The 19647-nt window shown below is 38.6% G+C and carries 19 protein-coding genes; 13 read left to right on the top strand and 6 right to left on the bottom strand.

Annotated elements, in window-relative coordinates:
- Positions 1-381 precede the first annotated feature (381 nt).
- Entirely contained in the window at positions 382-1134 is a 753-nt protein-coding gene (gene rsmG, locus VRHSUH09_RS07480) for a 16S rRNA (guanine(527)-N(7))-methyltransferase RsmG (RefSeq protein WP_054747907.1), read from the top strand.
- A 246-nt stretch (positions 1135-1380) separates the two neighbouring features.
- On the top strand, positions 1381-1845 hold the full coding sequence (gene tnpA, locus VRHSUH09_RS07475; protein WP_038125930.1) for an IS200/IS605 family transposase: 465 nt from the start codon (positions 1381-1383) through the stop codon (positions 1843-1845).
- Positions 1846-2058: 213 nt separating this feature from the next.
- Here the strand turns inward: tnpA and VRHSUH09_RS07470 are convergent, their stop codons facing one another.
- Genes VRHSUH09_RS07470 through VRHSUH09_RS07460 form a run of 3 tightly spaced genes read right to left on the bottom strand, consistent with a single transcriptional unit; the run spans position 2059 to position 6190 of the window.
- Positions 2059-2916, bottom strand: a complete 858-nt coding sequence (locus VRHSUH09_RS07470; RefSeq protein ID WP_105081809.1) for a methylenetetrahydrofolate reductase — start codon at positions 2914-2916, stop codon at positions 2059-2061.
- A gap of 21 nt (positions 2917-2937) precedes the next feature.
- Positions 2938-5373 (bottom strand): homocysteine S-methyltransferase family protein, encoded by a 2436-nt coding sequence (locus tag VRHSUH09_RS07465; RefSeq protein WP_105081808.1) that lies wholly within the window; start codon positions 5371-5373, stop codon positions 2938-2940.
- A 49-nt stretch (positions 5374-5422) separates the two neighbouring features.
- A complete protein-coding gene (locus tag VRHSUH09_RS07460) occupies positions 5423-6190 on the bottom strand; it encodes a methionine synthase (protein WP_054747448.1) in 768 nt (255 codons plus the stop codon).
- Between the two features lie 1003 nt (positions 6191-7193).
- Here VRHSUH09_RS07460 and VRHSUH09_RS07455 point away from each other — a divergent pair.
- From VRHSUH09_RS07455 to VRHSUH09_RS07405, 11 genes are all read left to right on the top strand, one after another.
- On the top strand, positions 7194-7964 hold the full coding sequence (locus VRHSUH09_RS07455; protein WP_105081807.1) for a ParA family protein: 771 nt from the start codon (positions 7194-7196) through the stop codon (positions 7962-7964).
- A 32-nt stretch (positions 7965-7996) separates the two neighbouring features.
- Positions 7997-8926, top strand: a complete 930-nt coding sequence (locus VRHSUH09_RS07450; RefSeq protein WP_054747444.1) for a ParB/RepB/Spo0J family partition protein — start codon at positions 7997-7999, stop codon at positions 8924-8926.
- Between the two features lie 361 nt (positions 8927-9287).
- Positions 9288-10607 carry a [FeFe] hydrogenase H-cluster maturation GTPase HydF gene (gene hydF, locus VRHSUH09_RS07445; protein WP_105081806.1) on the top strand — a complete coding sequence of 440 codons (1320 nt, stop codon included), beginning with the start codon at positions 9288-9290 and terminating at the stop codon, positions 10605-10607.
- Positions 10608-10726: 119 nt separating this feature from the next.
- The gene (locus VRHSUH09_RS07440) at positions 10727-11248 is read left to right on the top strand and encodes a DUF4446 family protein (protein WP_009351560.1); all 522 of its coding nucleotides are present in this window, start codon (positions 10727-10729) and stop codon (positions 11246-11248) included.
- A gap of 9 nt (positions 11249-11257) precedes the next feature.
- Positions 11258-12214 carry a M23 family metallopeptidase gene (locus tag VRHSUH09_RS07435; protein ID WP_043005911.1) on the top strand — a complete coding sequence of 319 codons (957 nt, stop codon included), beginning with the start codon at positions 11258-11260 and terminating at the stop codon, positions 12212-12214.
- A 176-nt stretch (positions 12215-12390) separates the two neighbouring features.
- On the top strand, positions 12391-12969 hold the full coding sequence (locus tag VRHSUH09_RS07430) for a cob(I)yrinic acid a,c-diamide adenosyltransferase (RefSeq protein WP_105081805.1): 579 nt from the start codon (positions 12391-12393) through the stop codon (positions 12967-12969).
- A 29-nt stretch (positions 12970-12998) separates the two neighbouring features.
- Positions 12999-14135 carry a hypothetical protein gene (locus tag VRHSUH09_RS07425; RefSeq protein ID WP_105081861.1) on the top strand — a complete coding sequence of 379 codons (1137 nt, stop codon included), beginning with the start codon at positions 12999-13001 and terminating at the stop codon, positions 14133-14135.
- A 156-nt stretch (positions 14136-14291) separates the two neighbouring features.
- Entirely contained in the window at positions 14292-14669 is a 378-nt protein-coding gene (locus VRHSUH09_RS07420) for a GerW family sporulation protein (RefSeq protein ID WP_009351604.1), read from the top strand.
- Positions 14670-14927: 258 nt separating this feature from the next.
- Positions 14928-15386 carry an OmpH family outer membrane protein gene (locus tag VRHSUH09_RS07415; protein ID WP_054747438.1) on the top strand — a complete coding sequence of 153 codons (459 nt, stop codon included), beginning with the start codon at positions 14928-14930 and terminating at the stop codon, positions 15384-15386.
- A 185-nt stretch (positions 15387-15571) separates the two neighbouring features.
- Positions 15572-16093 carry a nitroreductase family protein gene (locus VRHSUH09_RS07410; protein WP_054747436.1) on the top strand — a complete coding sequence of 174 codons (522 nt, stop codon included), beginning with the start codon at positions 15572-15574 and terminating at the stop codon, positions 16091-16093.
- A 94-nt stretch (positions 16094-16187) separates the two neighbouring features.
- A complete protein-coding gene (locus tag VRHSUH09_RS07405) occupies positions 16188-16736 on the top strand; it encodes a hypothetical protein (protein WP_054747432.1) in 549 nt (182 codons plus the stop codon).
- 148 nt (positions 16737-16884) lie between these two features.
- Here VRHSUH09_RS07405 and VRHSUH09_RS07400 read toward each other — a convergent pair whose 3' ends face one another.
- The 3 genes from VRHSUH09_RS07400 to VRHSUH09_RS07385 all read right to left on the bottom strand — a co-directional run bounded on the left by VRHSUH09_RS07400 (position 16885) and on the right by VRHSUH09_RS07385 (position 19377).
- Positions 16885-17172: a cupin domain-containing protein gene (locus VRHSUH09_RS07400; RefSeq protein WP_009351598.1), complete on the bottom strand. Its 288-nt coding sequence runs from the start codon at positions 17170-17172 to the stop codon at positions 16885-16887.
- Between the two features lie 581 nt (positions 17173-17753).
- Positions 17754-18419, bottom strand: a complete 666-nt coding sequence (locus VRHSUH09_RS07390) for a hypothetical protein (RefSeq protein WP_054747429.1) — start codon at positions 18417-18419, stop codon at positions 17754-17756.
- 1 nt (position 18420) lies between these two features.
- The gene (locus VRHSUH09_RS07385; protein ID WP_054747427.1) at positions 18421-19377 is read right to left on the bottom strand and encodes a DUF1858 domain-containing protein; all 957 of its coding nucleotides are present in this window, start codon (positions 19375-19377) and stop codon (positions 18421-18423) included.
- Positions 19378-19647: the final 270 nt, after the last annotated feature.

Genomic DNA, 19647 nt, shown 5'->3' with positions numbered 1-19647 from the left:
TATTTATTTTAAATGATAATGTAGGTGTAACATCTCTCCCCTACTCTATTTTGTGTTACACAGGTCATATATTTTGGTTTCTAAATGAGAATAAGTTGAGAATATGCTATAATATAAAGAAACAATACTTAAATATTTCGCTTAAATGGTCATTTTATTAGTTTTCATATATTAACTTATATAAAATAGATTAAAAATGCCGTATAGCTTAAAATTTTGAGTTTTATAGGGTTTGAAATAAGAAATACTATTCTTATAACATATATATTGTTAATTACCTAGATTTGTTTATATGATGTACCATATGACATTAGATTTTCTAACTATATGTCGATTACTTTCACTATCATATAAATATCTGATAATTGATTAGGAGTACTTATGAAAGAAAAATACGATGTGCCTATTGCACCTGAGTCTGAATTTGTTTCATACATGATGGAGCAAATGACCAAATTTGGTCTGCCCTGTACGGAAGAACAAGCAAAAGACTTTTATGTGTATTACGCGCGCATGATTGAAACAAATAAATACCTCAACCTTACGGGTATCACAGATATGAAAGAGGTTGTAGTAAAGCATATGATCGACTCCCTCTCCTGCTATGACTCAAATATCATTAAATCCGGCATGTCTATTATTGATATTGGCACTGGCGCTGGTTTCCCTGGTATTCCGTTGGCAATCTATGACCGTAGCCTTAAGGTTACGCTCTTTGACTCTTTGAAAAAACGTCTTACCTTCCTAGAATCTATTATGGATGAGCTAAATTTGACGAATTGCACTACCTTACATGGCCGTGCCGAGGATCTTAGTCATCAAGATTACCGTGAAAGCTTCGATATTGCTACGAGCCGTGCAGTGGCACGTTTACCTATTCTCTTGGAATGGACTGTGCCCTACGTAAAAGAAGATGGCTACGTGGTGGCTTTAAAAGGCGCTATCTATGAAGAAGAAGTGGGAGAATCCTATAAAGCGCTCAGTACACTAAAAGCTAAGCTTGAAGAAGTACGAACCGTTACGCTGCCAACCTTAGATGATAAACGAGCTATCCTGTACATCAAGAAAACAGGTAAAACACCTAAGCAATACCCACGCAAACCAAAAGATATTAAAGACAAACCGCTAGTGTAATCTTTAAAGGGGAATATAGTTGCTTGTTAGCACAATATAAACAAATACTGTCCTATATAAATAACAAGAGGATGCAAATCATAGATTTGCATCCTCTTTCTCTTTGTACGCCGAATAGGCATGACTAAACCCCCAGTTAAACTGGGGGTCGGTAAAAAATTCTTAGAGAAAAGGAAAGAACCTCCTAGTGATAGAATGAAGTTGGTCTGGCAACCACAACATTTCAACATAGGAGGTTCAATGTCAATGAATGACGTAAAAAGCTTATCACATAGTAAATGGAGATGTAAATATCATATTGTTTTTGCTCCAAAGTATAGAAGACAAATAATTTATGGTCGGATAAAAGCTGATGTAGGTAAAATCTTACGAGATTTATGTAAGAGGAAAAATGTAGAGATTATAGAAGCGGAATGCTGTCCGGATCATATTCATATGCTAGTAACGATACCACCACATTTAAGCGTATCGAGTTTTATGGGATATTTAAAAAGCAAAAGTAGCCTCATGATATTCGATAAACACGCAAATTTAAAATATAAGTATGGAAATAGACATTTCTGGTGTAGAGGATATTATGTGGATACGGTAGGACGATATGAAGGAGCGATAAAAGAGTATATTCGCAATCAACTACAAGAGGATATAGCGCAAGATACATTAAACTTTAAAGAATACACCGACCCGTTTACGGGTGAGCCAGTAAAATAGGCAAAATAAAAGCCCCCGAGTAGGGGGCAGCCAGTGGTAATAGAGTGGTTGTCAGATCATTCAATGCCCTCTTTAGAGGGCCACCACTAGAGAAAGACCCTTATAGGGTCAGAGCAAACCACCCGTTCTACGGGTGGTTATGATTTCCCTAAGGTCGACTTAGCTCACTATGGAGGCCGTGGGAAAGGTGTTCTATGTTAATCTTATAATGACTTATACGTGGTCAATGATATGTAATGTTGTATCGATATCGTTTAAAGGCATAATATGTACGCCTGCAGCGATTTTTTTGATTTGCTCTAATGTTTCGATAGCGATTTCTGTACCCGCTTCTTTACCGCCTTTTTCTACGCGGTCTAGGATTTCTTGAGTAAGGTTGATCCCAGGCACTTTTTCGTGTAGGTATGTAGCCATTTTGAAGCTTTTAAGTGGAATCAAGCCAAGCATAATAGGTACATCGAATTCAGACATTGTATCGATGTAACGTTTTGCTTGTTCTAAATCGTAAATCGGTTGTGTTTGAACAAAGTGCGCGCCATTTTGGATTTTGGCAGCCAATTTTTGGCGTTCAATTTCTAAATCTGGAGCACCAGGATTACCAGTAGCACCAATGTAGAAGCTTGTAGGTGCATCTAAGTCGTTGCCTGCAAGGTCTTTACCTGCATTTAATGTTTTAGCAATGTTGAGCAAGCCCATGCAATCTACTTCGAATACGGATTGTGCAAATGGATGGTCCCCATTGTCTGGTTTGTCCCCAGTAAGGGTTAAAATGTTGTGCACGCCCAACGCTGCAGCGCCAAGCAACTCGGATTGCAAACCGATGATGTTACGATCGCGGCAAGTAAGGTGGAAAATCGTTTCGATCTCTTTGTTGTGTTGTAACAAGTAGGACAAGGAAATTGGGCTCATGCGCATTTTTGACATAGGGCTATCAGCGATGTTGATAGCATCAACCTTCCCTTTCAAACGAGCCGCTTGTTCAAAGACTTTTTCCGCAGAACTACTTTTCGGTGGGTCTAATTCAACTGTAATAGTGAACTTTCCTTGTTGATGTTTCTCTCTTAATGTCATCATGTACCTCTTTATTTAAAATTATTTCTCTAAAGTTTCAAAGAAATCGTTAGCGTGGTTAACGGCTGCGATACCGTCCTTAGCGTAGATATCTGCGCCTGCTTGGTCTGCGTAGTCTTGGGATACTACGGCGCCACCTACCATGATCTTAGTTTTGAGGCCTGCTGCACGGATTGCAGCGACAGTATTGTCGATTTGAGGCATTGTAGTAGTCATCAAGGAACAGATACCAACGAGAGCTGCCTTGTTGTCTTTAATGGCTTGAACGATAACTTCTGGATCAACGTCTTTACCGAGGTCGACGATTTTGTAACCATTGTTTTCAAGTAAGGCCGCTACGATATTTTTACCTAAATCGTGGATGTCACCTTTAACGGTAGCTACAACAACTGTACCTTTATCTAAACTTTCACTAGCAGGAATAATTTCTTTAATCGTGTTGAAAGCAGCTTGCATTGTTTCAGCAGCAAGCATTACTTGTGGCAAGAATAATTTACCAGAACCAAACTTGTCCCCTACTACGTTCATCGCTTCAGATAAGCCTTTTTTCGTAATATCTAATGGGTCCATGCCGTCTGCTAAAGCTTTTTTAACAAGTTCGACGATGGCTTCCTTCTCCCCTTGTTCTACACAAGCGCGAATATTCGCTAATGGATCATTGCTGTCGAAGGATTTTTTCTCTGGACCTTTCGGAGCGGAGTTACCAGGAGCGCTTGATTCGTCTTCGTAGCCATATTCTTTGATGAATTGAGCAGAACCTGGGTCCCAACCTAATAGCGTTGTACTAGATACAAAAGCTTTTTTAGCTGGATAGTTTAATGGGTTCATAATCGGAGTTGTTAAGCCACAAGCAAGGGCCATTGTTAAGAATTGACCATTCAAATATGGACGTTGTGGCATACCGAAGGAAATGTTGGACAAGCCCATTACTGTTGGGAAGCCAAATTTCTCTTTATATAACTGTAATGTACGCAATGTTTGACGTGCACTATCTTCACCGCTGGCAAGTGTTAATACCAATGGATCAAGTAATAAGTCATGTGGTTGAAGACCATAGCCGTAAGCGCGATTTACGATACTTTCAGCTAAAGCAACGCGGTCCTCTGCTTTTTCAGGAAGATCACCACTAGATATTGGCAAGCATAGTAATGCTGCACCATAACGTTTAGCCAAAGGCATAACTTGAGTGATGGACTCCTCCTCCCCATTTACGGAGTTGATTAGGGCGCGGCCTGGATAGTTTTTAAGAGCTACTTCCATGGCTGCTGGATCCAATGTATCGATGGATAATGGAGTTTCAACGAGCATGGATAATTCAAAGATAGCACGCTCCATCAATGGCGTTTGGTCCATGCCAGCTACACCCATGTTTACGTCGAGGATGTCTGCACCTGCTTCTACTTGGTCTAACGCATCGCGTTTTACACGGATGAAAGAACCATCGCGTAATTCTTGGGCTAGAACTTTACGACCTGTTGGGTTAATACGTTCACCAATGATAAGTGGTTTTGTATTGTGACCTAATTCTAACAATCTAGTACGGCTTGTAATGATTGTTTTAGGTTCTATATGAGCACGCTCCTTAGGAGTATGTGCTTTTACAGCGTCGGAAATAGATTGGATATGAGCTGGTGTTGTACCGCAGCAGCCGCCTACATAGCTAGCCCCTGCATCAACGATTGGAAGCATCAATGGGCCCATCTCTTCTGCTGTGAGTGGGAATACAGTTTGTTTATTAATCAGTTGAGGCATACCTGCATTTGGTTGGCAACTGATTGGCAAATTAGTAACGCTAGCAATCTCTTCGATAAGCGGTGTAATTTGTTCAGGTCCAAGAGAACAGTTAATACCGATGATATCAGCACCAATAGCTTCCACGATAGCAGTTGCTACTGCAGGCGGTGTACCTGTAATAGTACGGCCGTCTTCACTGAAAGAAAACTGACAGATGATTTGTACATCTTCCTTTGTCTTCCCTGCTGCTTCACGCGCGTCAAGAGATGCCAATAATGCGGCACGCATTTCTTGTACGTCGATAATAGTTTCGATGATAATAAAATCAGCACCGCCTTCGATTAATGCATCTGCTTGTTCGCGGTATGTATCATAAATATCATCAAAGCTCATGTTTCCTAATGGCTGTAAGAAACGGCCTGTAGGACCCATAGAACCAGCTACACGCGCAGATGGCTTAACCTCTGCAATAGCTTCTTTTGCTACCTTTACGGCTGCAATATTAATTTCTCTTACTCGATCTTGTAAATCGTAATCTTCTAATTTTAGACCACATGCACCGAAGGTGTTGGTAGTAATTATATCACTACCATGTTGTAAGTATTGTGCGTGAATATTCTTTACAACTTCTGGTCTCTCTACATTAAATAGCTCTGGACAATAGCCCTCTTCTAAGCCTGCTGCTTGCAGCATTGTGCCCATAGCACCATCAAAAATATACATAAACATCTTCCTTTAACATCCTAAAATTCGAACTGTTTCACGTGAAACATTATTCTGTTGGTTGGCCTTTCATAGCGATACCTGATACATCAGCAGTAGTTTTACTACTATCTTCCTCTGCCTTATTTTGGTCGTTAGTAGTTGCTTTTTCAGGTAATTTACGAGATGCGCAGTCTTGTTGTGAACAAGAAGTACAGCCTCGTTTTGTTTTAAGGTCTTCATTTGCTGGCATTAAACCGATAATCGCCGTTACAGATTTACGTGGGAACAATAAATAGTTCTCCGTAACTTGTAAGCCGATTAGCTCTGTTTTAATAATATTAGCTAATTGAGGTTGAATCTCTAATGGCCAGTTGCCATAACCAGGGCTAAAACGCCATGTTGGTTTATAACCTTGTTTTTTAGCGATTGTATTGATTACTTCGTTTACTTGATCCGCTACCTGCTCTACTGCTGTAGTTGCAGCTGCGTCAAGTAATAAGCCTACTGTATAATTGCCTTGTTTAAACAATTGTTCACTACGAATTTCTACATCTTCGCCTACTGTTACGCCTAGTACATAGACTTTTGTAGATTTTTCTAAGTGTTTTTCAATGATAGAACCTTCAATTTTAAGCGGTGGATTACTCAAAATTGTTTTAGTTTTTGCATCATAATCGTATTCTTGGTATACACCTTTAGGTGTAGCTAATAACTGGATTTCCTTACATGCTTCGTCAACGTAATTTTGTGGGAAATCCTCAGCGTGACGAAGTCCTGCGTATCGTTTTACTTCTGCTTTATCGATGGCAGGAAGCATTCCGTTATAGATGGGCATGGAAACGCCTCCTCTTCAAAATAAAAAGCTCTGCGTATCCGTAGAGCGTGTGTGCTTACTATTATTTGTATAGTTAGATCATATAGTCAATTAAACTATATTAAAGATTATCAATCTAATTACTACCTAGTTACTAGTATATAGATATGATGAAAGCCTGTCAAAGCTTATAGGGCCTGTATTCTCATATAATTTAGTACTATATAGATATAGTTTAAAGCTATATCTATATGTTGTTTTATAATAAAAGTTATTAGCTCATTTACACTACATATAGTAATAGTTATTTTTAATCTATAATTTAGGCATTGAAACTATTAGAGTTTTACTATAAACATAGTTAGAGTTGCATTACTTATACACCTATACGCCTACACACTTATACATTTATATTTTTATATTTTATAGTTTTATGCTCACACACCTATACTCTTATACTCTTATATAAAACTCTAACTTACGATATTATCGTGTTTTGAATTAGTAACGCGATCTAAGTATCAATAAAAAATTTAGTTAAATTTTACTGTTTCGTATACATTTATATTAAAATCATATTTTTTAACCTAATATTTTTTTGTGACTATTTCTCTAAAGTTTTTGTTTCTACTATTTATTTTACTGTTAGTGTAATTCCCACAACTATTTCTCCTATGGTTTCTAGAATTATATTTGCTAGTATTAGATCTATTATAATTTCAATTTTCTTTAGGTTAGGAAATGTTTCACGTGAAACATTTTTGTAGAAATAAAATTCTGTTTTTATTAATAGAAAGAATTATTGTTTCACGTGAAACAATTGTAATTGTAAATCAAAATGGATTATTAAGTTAGTTGTTAACATATAAGCTAACTGATTCTGATCAGAAATTAAGTTTTAAAATGTAATTACATATATAAATAGATTAATTTTTAAGAATTTGATTTGTAATTACCATAATTACAGTTGTTTTATGTTATAATGAAAAAGAACTATTTTGAACGAATATGCGAGGTGAATTAAGTGGGCAAAGTTATAGCTATTACTAATCAAAAAGGCGGTGTTGGTAAGACTACAACGTCAGTAAATTTGAGTGCTTGTTTAGCTGATGCAGGCAAGAAAGTATTACTTGTTGATTTGGATCCGCAAGGTAATGCAAGCTCTGGTTTAGGCATTGAAAAGGATGATTTAGAACTCTGTGTGCACGATGTTCTAATAGATGGTGAACCTATTGCTGATATTGTTCAGCCTACAATGCTTAAAAAGCTATTTGTGGCGCCTGCAACGATTCAATTAGCTGGTGCAGAAGTAGAGTTGGTTTCCGTTGTTTCACGTGAAACAATGTTGAAAAAAGCTTTGGCACCAGTGCGTGATGAATATGATTTTATTATCATCGATTGTCCGCCATCCCTTGGTTTACTAACATTAAATGCTTTTACAGCAGCAGATAGTGTATTGATTCCAATTCAAAGTGAATTCTATGCACTAGAAGGGGTAAGTCAGCTGGTTAAGACTATAACTATCGTACAACAAACTTCTAATAAAGACCTTGAAATTGAAGGTGTGTTGTTGACTATGTTTGATGGTCGTACAAATTTATCTATTCAAGTAGCTGATGAAGTTAAAAAGTTCTTTGGCAGTAAAGTATATAAAACAATTATTCCTCGCAATGTACGACTCAGTGAAGCACCAAGTTATGGGGAGCCGATTATCGTATATGATCCAAAATCCAAAGGTGCAGATGTATATACTAAATTGGCCAAAGAAGTTATTAAAGCATCTAAGTCTAAATAAATGCTATATGTAAGGTGAGAGAGGTTAGTTATATGCCTAGAGAAGTTAAAAGTAAAAAAAGCAAAGCGTCCGGATTGGGTAAGGGCCTTGGTAATTTGATGAAAGTTGACTCTGTAGAGTCTGTATTGCCTGAAAAGGAAATACATGAATTACCCATTTCTGAATTAGTTCCGAATGCAGATCAACCTCGTAAAAGTTTTGATGAAGATAGTTTAGCTACATTAGCTGAATCTATTAAAAATCTTGGTATTTTCCAACCGATCGTAGTACGTAAACAAAAGAATAAATACCAAATCGTAGCTGGTGAACGTCGTTACCGCGCGGCTATTATTGCTGGTTTAGAAACAGTTCCAGTTATCGTGAAGAAATATAATACAGAAGAGATGACTGAAGTAGCCCTCGTTGAAAACTTGCAACGTGAAGGACTAGATCCAATTGAAGAAGCATTGGCGTACCAAGGTTTAATGGATACGTATAAACAAACGCAAGAAATGATTTCTGCTCGCCTTGGCCGCAGTCGTTCTTATATTGCCAATATGGTTCGCCTTTTAAAACTTTGTGACTCTGTACAAAAAGATCTTATAGAAGGAGACTTAACAGTAGGTCAGGCTCGTCCGTTGTTGGCACTTCGTAGCGCTGCTCAGCAAATCGAAGCAGCTGAACGCATTAAAGAGGGCGAATTAAGTGCTCGTCAAGCAGAGGCTCTTGTTAAGCCTATGCAAAACAAATCCCCTAAGACTAAAACAAATAAACCACAAAGTACGGCAGAAGTACGTGCCTTGATGGATCGTTTAAAATTAAGCTTAGGATCTCCTGTAAATATCAAGTTCCGTGCTGGTAAAAAGGTACAAGGCAAGATTGAAATTGCTTTTTCCTCTGAAGCCGAATTGGAAAGACTCATCGCATACATGGATGGTCAAGACCAAACAGAAGATACAGAAGCAATGGAGTTTAGAGTATAATTAGCTATTACCCATAATCGCACTAGTACTATACTCAATACTCATTCTTAGTAGTTACTACATATAGTGGATATTTACTTAAAAAGTATACTCTAGATACTAAAATTAGCATTAGCCTATGTGAAATTAGTAATGACAAGTTGATAATATTTCTGTATAATGTAAATACAATTTACAATCCACGGTAAAAGCGTAGTCTACGGGCTGCGCTTTTACTGTATTTAAGGGTTTAGTAAAAGAACATGATTCTAGCAAAAGAAAACAATTCTAGCACAAGAAAATAATTCTAGTAAAAGAAAACAATTTCAGTACTACTAGAAGGTTTTTGTAAGATATATACGTTAAGTTACAAGGATAGACTATGGAACAAACACCTAAAGCAAATCGCGTTCATATAGGCTTTTTTGGCCGTTGTAACGCTGGTAAGTCTACATTGATTAATATGTTAACTGATCAGCCTGTGTCTTTAGTATCTGATGTGGCAGGTACGACGACAGATCCTGTGAGCAAGTCTATGGAAATCTTGCCGCTAGGTCCTGTAGTTATTAGTGACACAGCAGGTATTGATGATACAACTGAACTCGGTGTATTGCGCATGGAAAAGACAGAAGAGGTTGTAAAAAAGATTAACCTTGCCGTCTATGTACTTCGCACCGATGAAGAACCAACCTCTGATGACATGCATTGGTTAGGGCTTTTAAAACAAAATAATGTGCCTATTGCGTTATTTATAAACGAAATAAACGATATAAACGAAATCAATGTAGAAAATAAAGAAAAAGTTGAATTAAATACAGCTAATACAGATAAAGTTGAATTAAATACAGCTGATAAAGAAAAACTTGAATCAAATACATCTGCTTATATTAAATCTCATAAGGGGTTAAGTGATCTTGCTACCGTAATTGGTTCAGCTGATTTTACTTCTAATACAAAACGGATTGAATTATTAGATTTACTTGGCGGTTTAACTCCGCTTGATGTAGAAGGGGAGCAAACACTGTTACAAGGCCTTGTGGAAGAGGGGGATGCCATCATTCTTGTGTGCCCTATTGATAGTGCAGCGCCAAAGGGTCGACTTATTTTGCCTCAAGTACAAACGATTCGTGAAATCTTAGACTACAAAGGCTTAGCCTTGGTGTGTCAAACAGAAGAGTTACCGTCTATGATTAACTCTCTTACTCATCCACCTAAAATGGTTATCTGTGATTCTCAAGCCTTTGATCGTGTCGATGAATTGACACCGCATACAATTCCGTTGACCTCTTTTTCTATTTTGATGGCTCGCTTTAAAGGAAAATTACAAGACTTAGTAGCTGGTGTTAATGCTATTAAGAATTTGAAACCAGGTTCTAAGGTTCTTATTAGCGAAGGTTGTACACATCGTCGTCAATGTGATGATATTGGGACTGTAAAAATTCCTAATCTCCTTAAGAAGCAAGGTCATACGGATTTACAGCTAGAATTTACTAGTGGGGGAGCTTTCCCTAAAGATGTATCACAATATGATTTGATCATCCATTGTGGCGCTTGTATGCTCACACGCCGCGAAGTATTACGACGTATTGAATGTGCTGTTGTACAAGGTACGCCAATCGTAAATTACGGTGTACTCATAGCGGCTCTACATGGTATACTAGAACGGGCAATAAGCCCATTTATTGACGAAATAAAAGGATAGATATAATTAATTTATCATTACGCATATTAAATTAAATTGCATGCAGTCATTTAACTTTCACGATTAGAATGGTATAATTAAGTGTTGGAGTTTTGATGATTGTATAGGAAGGAATATACATGTTCGAATCGATTCAACCGTGGATTGGCATGGTCACTATCGTTCTTGTTATCGCTGTATTGGTGTATTGTGTAATCTTACACATTCGTCTAGGCAGCTTGAAAAAGAAATACGATTTCTTTATGCAAGGGGACAATGGTGCGAGCCTAGAGCGTAAATTATCTGTAGAGGTTAGCGAAATTCGCGATGCTGCGAAGGGCCTTGAGTCCTTGTTGACTGAGCAAGCGGCTATCCGCAATACACAGAGCAATACGATACAAAAAATTGGCTTTATTAAATATAACGCCTTTGAAAATATCGGTAATGATCTGTCCTTTGCGCTTACGTTGCTCGATGGCAACAATAACGGCATCTGTATCTCCAGTATTTACGGTCGTAGCGAATCCCGTATTTTTAGTAAACCAATTGTGAAAGGTAAAAGTCTTGTTAGTCTTTCACAAGAAGAATTAGAAAGTTTGAACGAAGCGTTGGGCGAACGTACCAATGAGGAAGCGTTGACGAGCGCCATCGTTTCAAAATAAGGAAGGGTTATATTGAATTTACCGGCATTCATTTCAAACAAAGTTGAAAGAAATGGTGACAACTGCATATTGATGTTAACCACAAAGCAGGCGAAGATAGCAGCTATTGTTGGCTCTATCTTAATCATCGCAGCAGTGGTACTCGGCATTTGGGGCATCGTGCGCCAAGCTGAGGTGGTGCAATTACGGCAACAAACGCAATTGCAATCGGAACAATTGAAATTGTTACAACAAAAAACAGAGGTTCTAGATAAAAAAATCCAAAACTTAAATCAAATTAGTGAAGAGAATAAGCAAATGCTAAAAGGCGCTGAATCTGGCACACCGGCTCAAGGTGGCGGGGATGGTAGCGACCCAAAGGCGGTAGCCGCTGATGAAAGCGAAGTAAAGACGCTAACAGCGGCACAATTATCAGCTCGCTTGTCTAAAATGGACAAAGATGCGCAAAAATTACTCGTTAGCTTCTATACGATGCGCAACATCCTTCGCGATGGTGGTGCACAAGACTTGATGGCATTGCAATCCATCAACTTCTCCGCTGGTTCTGGTGGTGCTGTGAACAGTACGACACCAAGCATCTGGCCGAGCAAGGGCGTTATTACATCTCCATTTGGTAGTCGCGTAGACCCTGTGACAGGTGCTATTGGTGCGTTCCATGAAGGTATCGACATCGCGGATGACTATGGTTCACAAATCGTGGCGACCGCAGCTGGTGTAGTTACGTTCGCTGGTTATACTGACGGTGGTTATGGTAACCTCGTTGAAATCGATCACGGTAATGGCTTCGTAACACGTTATGGCCATAACAGTGCTGTGCTTGTGACGGTAGGTATGAGTGTAAAACAAGGCCAAACTATAGCCTTGATGGGTAGTACTGGTAAAAGTACGGGTGCTCACGTTCACTATGAGGTACGCCTAAATGGTGCCCCTGTAGACCCTATGATTTTCTTGCCAATTAGTAACTAATCGTTGCATTATTTAGGACTCGACGATGATGTAATTCTCTAATTGTTGAGTAAATAATCTAATAGACTTCATATAAAAGAACTTGTTATACGTGCAAATGCACTATAGCAAGTTCTTTTTCTTTCTTTTTGCATATATATATTGTAAAATAAAAGTATATGAACGGAGGTATATCTATGAAGGCCTATGTACAAGTTTATACCGGCGAAGGCAAGGGCAAAACGACCGCTGCTATCGGTCTAGCAATCCGTGCCATCGGCGCTGGCAAGAAAGTCCTCTTTTTGCAATTTATGAAATCTAAAGTATATAGTGAACATACTATTTTACCTACCTTAACTAATTTAACGTTAGAAACTGTGGGCAAGCCATTCTTTATCATAAAAGAAGGGATGAAGAGCAAGGACGAACTCGCTAAATGGGGCGATGAAGTCGTTGTCTTTGAATCTGGCAATCCCCCTAAGGATTATGTAGCACTCATTGAAAAAGGCTACGAACGTGCTCTAGTTGCCATCGGCAGTGGTGATTACGATCTCGTCGTTCTTGATGAGTACAACATGGCACTCTTCTTTGAACTCATTACATGGGATAAAACAAAGGCGTTGCTCGATGCTCGTCATCCAGAAACGGAACTCGTATTTACGGGCCGTGGGGCTCCTCAAGAATTGATCGATGAGGCAGACCTTGTAACGGAAATGAAAGAGGTTAAACATTACTACCTTCAAGGCGTAATGGCTCGAAAAGGTATTGAAAACTAATCATAGGAACACCTAAGGAGGTGATGTGGTTGAGTACAGTGGCTATTGTGGCCCTCGTTATCGTGGCCATCATTGCAGCACTCATCTTGATTATCCTACTGACACCAATCACATATAGCATCGAAGTTGACGGTCGCACGCCTTATCGTGGCGAGGTGCGCGTTAAATGGCTATGGCGTGTATTTTCACTTCATTTAGCATACTTACAGGGCAAACCATTTTTTAAGGAATTATACGTTTTGGGCATGCTCAAGATAGGTCCTGTGAAAGACTATGAAGAATGGCTTGAAAATCGCGTTGACGAAGAATACCAAAAAGTAATGGATGATGATGATATGTCACAAGCAGAGGCTTTTGCTAAAGCTATGCAAGGGGGCGGACAAGGTCCTTCTGCAAGCTCTAATGGCACTAGTTTTGAAGATTTGAAGAGCTCTCAAGGTTCTACTACAACCTTTGGTGACGAAGAATCACCAGGGGCGGGTAGCTCCCAAAATCCAAATGAGCGCGTTGAACGTCCTGCACCAGGTTCTAAAGATATGGATGCACAGGCTCGTGCTGATCGATATGACTCCATTCAGCAAGATCCAACGGCCCATATTCAAGACGATGACGAAGTGGTAAGTCGCGTTACTTTCAACAGTGACGGTTCCATCAAGGAAAAGGTATTTACGAAGGTAAATGATATCAAAACAACTGTGAAAAGTCGTTTTGCAAAGCCAGATCCAAACGATCCGGTAGCATCATTCAAGTCTGAAATTCCTACATTCTGGTTCATGAAACATGTACGAAATACAGAATTGTGGCGTCAGCTATTCCTTGTGTCAAAACGATGTTATGACCACTCTAAACCACGGGATGTGGCCATAGAAGGTCGATTTGGTATCGGTGACCCATATCGCATGGGGATTATTGCATCTATGTTGTACAGCATTTGGCCTGAACAAGCTGAGAATATTGAACTAGATTATGTGAACTGGGCCGGCGAAGGTAGCGGTCACATCAAAGGGCGCATAATTCTCGCTGTATTAGCTTGGCATGGTACTAGATTCTTGGTATCTAAACCAATGCGTTCCCTATTGGGTGAAAGCGCTCGCGTCTTCTGGATTAAACGGAAAGAAGCAAAACAGTTAGAAAAGCTGAAAGCCGCACAAGGCCAAACAGCATAAGGATATATTAAGTCAAACTAAGTAAATGAGCTGTATTAAGACAATATATAAGGTCTACAAATAATGTATATGTCATATAGAAGTAAATACATAGTATGAAAACCTAAGTATTGAACGTACAGCAATGATACTTTCACAAAAAGCGGAGGTACTGTGATGGAAAACAGTAATGTAAAAGAGAATTTGGAAGTCCTATTCGAGAAATTCAGAAATATGATCAAAGTGGAAACGGTAGTAGGCGAAGCTGTACAAATCGGCGATACTACGCTCGTTCCATTCGTTGACGTAACATTTGGTTTCGGTACTGGTACAAACCACAACACGGCGAACAAAAACCACGAATGTGGCGGCGGTGGCGGCGGTGCCAAAATGGAACCAAGCGCTATCCTTGTTATCAAAGGGGACCGCATTGAGTTGTTCAACATTAAGGGCAACCCTTACAGCAGCAGCTTTGATCGTCTCATCGGTTTGGTACCTGACCTCGTGTCCAAATTGAAATCCGATAAATACATCTATATTAACGATGAACAATAATTCGTTACTGAATTATAAATAATTGGTGAAAGCCTCAATACCCACATGTGTGTTCTGAATATGTCCGTCATGACTGCCCTAAGGGCTTCAGAGCATACCTGTGGGTATTGTTTTAATTTCTATAGACATTCATAAGCATTTCATAGGGCTTTATTATGCTATGTAACAGAGTCTTGTGAAAGTTAGCGAGATTTGATATAGTAAAAATAGTACACTATTGGATTGTATAGTGACACTTTTAATCGAGGAGGATTTCAGATGAAATTATCTAAAAAATTGACTACCTTAGCTATCGTTGGTGCTATCTCTGCTACTGCTGCAGTAGCAAGTGCTGCTAACATTGGCTTAGTAAATATGAGCCAAGTAGTAAATAGCTACCCTGGCTATGGTGCATTAGATATGAAAATGCAACAAGTAGACGCTCAATACCGTCCACAAATTGAGAAAAAAGTACAAGAAATTGAAAAAATTCAAGACTCTGCACAAGCAGAAGCTGAATTCAACAAAACTGTAGCTCCATTGCTTCAAAAAGAAAACGAAGAAATCAACAAAATTGCTCAACCTATGATGCAAGCAATTCACAACGCTGTTGAATCTATTCGCGTTGAAAAACAAATGGACGTAGTATTGGATGATCCGTACACAATCCGTGCGGCTGACGCTAACAGCAAAATCGAGAACATTACTAACGAAGTAATTAGCCGTCTTAAAAAATAATACTGGCTTTAAAAATAATATGATATGGCCCCTTGTCTAGTTTTAGATAAGGGGCTTTTTGATTTAAAGGACTTTTATAGTAAGATAGAGAAATATATTAACAGAAGTAGTCTGTATAGAGATAACATTATATAGGGATTTTCTTTAAAATGGATTAGCTTATTTCAATTAAGGAGTGAGATCTAATGAAAGATTTTAAAGCATTAGCCACAGAACGATATTCGGTTCGAAAATTTGATACGAAACCTGTAGAGCAGGAGAAGGTAGATATCATATTAGAGACAGCAAGATTGGCTCCTACAGCTCATAATTATCAGCCGCAACGACTACTTGTATTAAATACAGCAGATAGTCTTAATAAACTTAAAGACTGCACAAATGGTCATTTTAATGCTCCATTGGCTATTATTGTTTGTTACGATAATACAGTGAGCTGGAAACGAGAGTACGATGATGCGGATATGGGTGTTGTAGACGCTAGTATTGTAGGTTCTCACCTCATGTTTACCGTGGCGGATATAGGTCTAGGAACAACTTGGATTGCTCATTTTGATCCAGCTAAAGTACGAGACGCTTATGCTTTGCCAGATCATATCATTCCTGTAGCGATATTCCCTATAGGATACCCACACCCAGACTGCGTTCCTGCGCCAGGCCATACAAAACGCTTTGATGTAAGTGATTTTACAATCTATAACTCCTTTTAAATGATACGGTATTGTTTTAGTACCCTAATCATTTATATCCTAATCGTTTATATAATGTATTATTATTAAGAATAGAGTATGTTAGAGAGAGAATATGTTAAAAAATTTAGTAAAAAAATTCTTTGGATCATCAGAAGCGGTGTCTACAGGTGCTGAGACATCAAATGTTTTATCTTTATATGCACTACAACATGCTGAGCATTTTAAATGTGCCTCATCAACTGACGAGTCAGCGATGTTTATTGATTTAAATTCTGTACGAAGTGTGGAGCATAATCCTCCAAACTATACCTTGCAATTTAATATGTATCTTGTAGAGTATAAAAAGAAACATACTATTGAATGGGTTGTTACGGCAGACTATGATTATGAGTATTCTGTTAGTTCCATTGTAAAAAAGGAAAACCTAAAAGACTATTCTCGTGAGCAGGCTAAACCAATTATCGTTAAACATAAAGAACAAGAATCTGGTATAAAAGGGATTGCTCGAGCGACTAAGTATTATGATTTTGATGGTAACTTAGAAACAGATCTTAAGGCTATGAATGTTAATGTAAAGCATGAAGGTGCTTTTGAGTACGGTGACCCGTTTTATACAGCGGCACATTATGCATTTGATAGGGCTTATCATGTGTTCTTCTAGTTGAAAGATACCGAATAGATAATATATAGATTAGATAGTGCATAGATCAGATAGTATATAGATTAAATAGTATACAGATTAGATAGTACATAGATAAGTTAGTACATATAAAAAGGACAGTTGATTAGCTCAACTGTCCTTTAGTGTTTTATTCAGGTTTGTGGATAAGATTTACTACGAATTCGCTGTCTTCAACAAGTGTTGCTTGGATGTAGTTGTCGCCGTTGAATTCTAATACTTGGCCTGGTACAAGTACGTGTTCTTCAGTTTCGTTAAGGAATACTTGTACTTTACCTTTTACTACTGTAAAAATTACATTTGCTTCTGGGTGGTTGTGTTTTTCAACTTGTTCACCAGCTTTGCCGCCTTTTTTTACGATTACATAGTTAGGACCTTGGAATAATAAACCTAATTCTTGATTAACTGTGCCTGCCATAATAGACCTCCTAATTCTAGCTTTTATGTTTTGAAAGCTGACGCTATCACTTAATTAAATGAACTTATGTAATTACCTTATGCTTACATTATAAATGATATTGCTTATCAATGCTGTGCCTATAGCTACAGTTTTGAAAAAATATATATTAAATATAGATTTAAAATGGATGCAAAAACGAACGAAAATATTTACGTTCGTTTTTGCGCCCATTTTATGATATAGTATATTCGGAAAAATCGATAAGAATCATTTTACCTGTCATTGAACAAAATTTAGATAAATTAACAGCTGATGAAAAGAAAATATATGATATTCTACAATTTAAGGCTTTGCCTTCAGGAAAATTAGTAGAGTATACAGGGTTTGGAAAAACGAAGATATTACAAATTGTTAATAAATTAGTGAAATCAGGTTTTTTAAGAAAACAAGGTATAGGACGTGGTACTACATATACTGTTAAGTAATTGTAGAATATAAATAACAAGATAAAAAGCGAACGTAAAATTTTACGTTCGCTTTTTTGTTCGTTTTCGTTCGTTTATATTTCCTAAGCAAAGGAAATACTCTATATTTATTAATTATTTTTTCTTGATTGTATATAAACGTGTGCCGTTTTCTTCAGTCGTTACAAGTTCAAAGGCTGGATCAATAGCTTTCACAAATGCTTCGAACCATGTTTGGTAAGCTACAGCCATGAATTTAGGGTCAACGCCCGCTGTACGCCAGTAGCCTGCTTGTAATCTGTGGTCACCCACCCATGTGAACTCATCTGGGCTTTCAGAAACCACTTGGTCACCGCCATCACAAGGCATGCCATTTACGTAGAAGTTTTGCAACGCATTGTAAATCGCTGGAGCAGTGTGTTCTTCAAGGTTGTCTTGCGCCACAACGCCACATGCTTGGCCTTGGACAGCAAACGCATCGAGAATAGCTGTTACTACGTTCACCGCTTCGTCGCCGGAGTTAGTGTCAAGCAAATCTCTAATGAAAGCTGCTTCGCGAACGGATGCAATGTTGATTTGGTTAGCCAACCAGCCGTGGATATTGCCGTGGTCGATGATGTTTTCCAGAGGAATGCTTGGGTTGATTGGTTCGCCGTATGTATCTACGGAGATGGAGTGTAATTCCTCTGCCAAATCATCAACAACTTTAGTTGTTTTTTCTAAAATCAAGTTTTCACGCTCCACGAGCAATTGAATTTTACGATATAACCAGTAATGGATGTGACCTAAGAATGCGGACATATTAAGCTCCTTTTCGTGCTGTTTCTAACTTCTCTACTAAATCGTATACATTAAAACCGTGAATTTCTGCGGCTTGCCATAATGGCTCAGCTGTGGCAGAAGGGCAGCCTAAGCAACCCATGCCGATGCCTTGTAATACAGGTACCACATTTGGATATGTTTCCACGATGTCGCGAATGATTGTGTCTGGAGTAATAGGAGAACCTACTTCGAGGCGAGGTGCTTCGACTTCAGGATCGTTACCTTGACCAGGCAAGAACACAGCTGGTTCTTCGGATTTGCTTTCAGCTGGAGCACCTTCAAGGTCGCCCAATACAGCTGCTTTGAAAGCCTCTAAACCAATGCGGTCAATGAATTCGCCCATGCGTTCGATTTGAGCATTTTCTTTATAGTATGCAATGATACGATCTACCAATGCAAGAGCTTCTTTTTCAGTTGTTACTTCAGCGATGAGGTCGCCAATGCGAGGGTGTGCACCGCCGCTACCGCCAGCGTATACATTCCAGCCCTCTACAGTACCGATAATACCCACATCTTTCAGGCGGCTTTCAGTACAAGAATTAAGACATCCGGACACGCCGATTTTCATTTTGTTTGGCATTTCTTGAGACAAATATTTGCGCTCGATTTGCATGCCAAGATGTACGCTATCTTGTTTAGCACGTTTACAGAATGTAGTACCAGGGCAGATTTTTACGCTGCGCACTCGGTTAGATACAGTGTACGCTGGCTCCATGCCGAGCATCTCCCAAGCTTTATCTACGTCTTCTGCTTTCAAATTCGTAATCATAATGCGTTGGCTGGCAGTCAATTTTAGAACGGCGCCGAACTCATAGGCTACGTCGATATATTTTTGTAATTGTTCAGGTTGAATGAAACCTCCAGGAATGCGAGGTGTAATTGCATAACGGCGTTGACCGTTTTTAATGCGTTGTAAATTTGCTGCAATTTGTGCCATATTAAATCCTTTCTCGAGCCCTCTCTGCAGAGAATTGTGGCTAAAACTACTTAGTTAATCTATATGATTCTTTGTTTGTAAAAAATATACGCCATTGGGTTTTGTGAAAGCTTCGCACGTATACGAACAGCGTGATGAGATCAACTAGGCGATGCCTCATCAAAACCCGGCGTAACGATCAGTACGGGTATTAAATACTGACCCGATGTTCCTAGTATAAACTATTTTAACACGTAATAATGTAACCTAAGCTACAAAAATAAAAGTTTT

The sequence above is a fragment of the Veillonella rogosae JCM 15642 genome (genome assembly GCF_002959775.1).
Classification (GTDB): domain Bacteria; phylum Bacillota; class Negativicutes; order Veillonellales; family Veillonellaceae; genus Veillonella; species Veillonella rogosae.
This window is presented reverse-complemented; position numbering and strand designations above follow the sequence as displayed.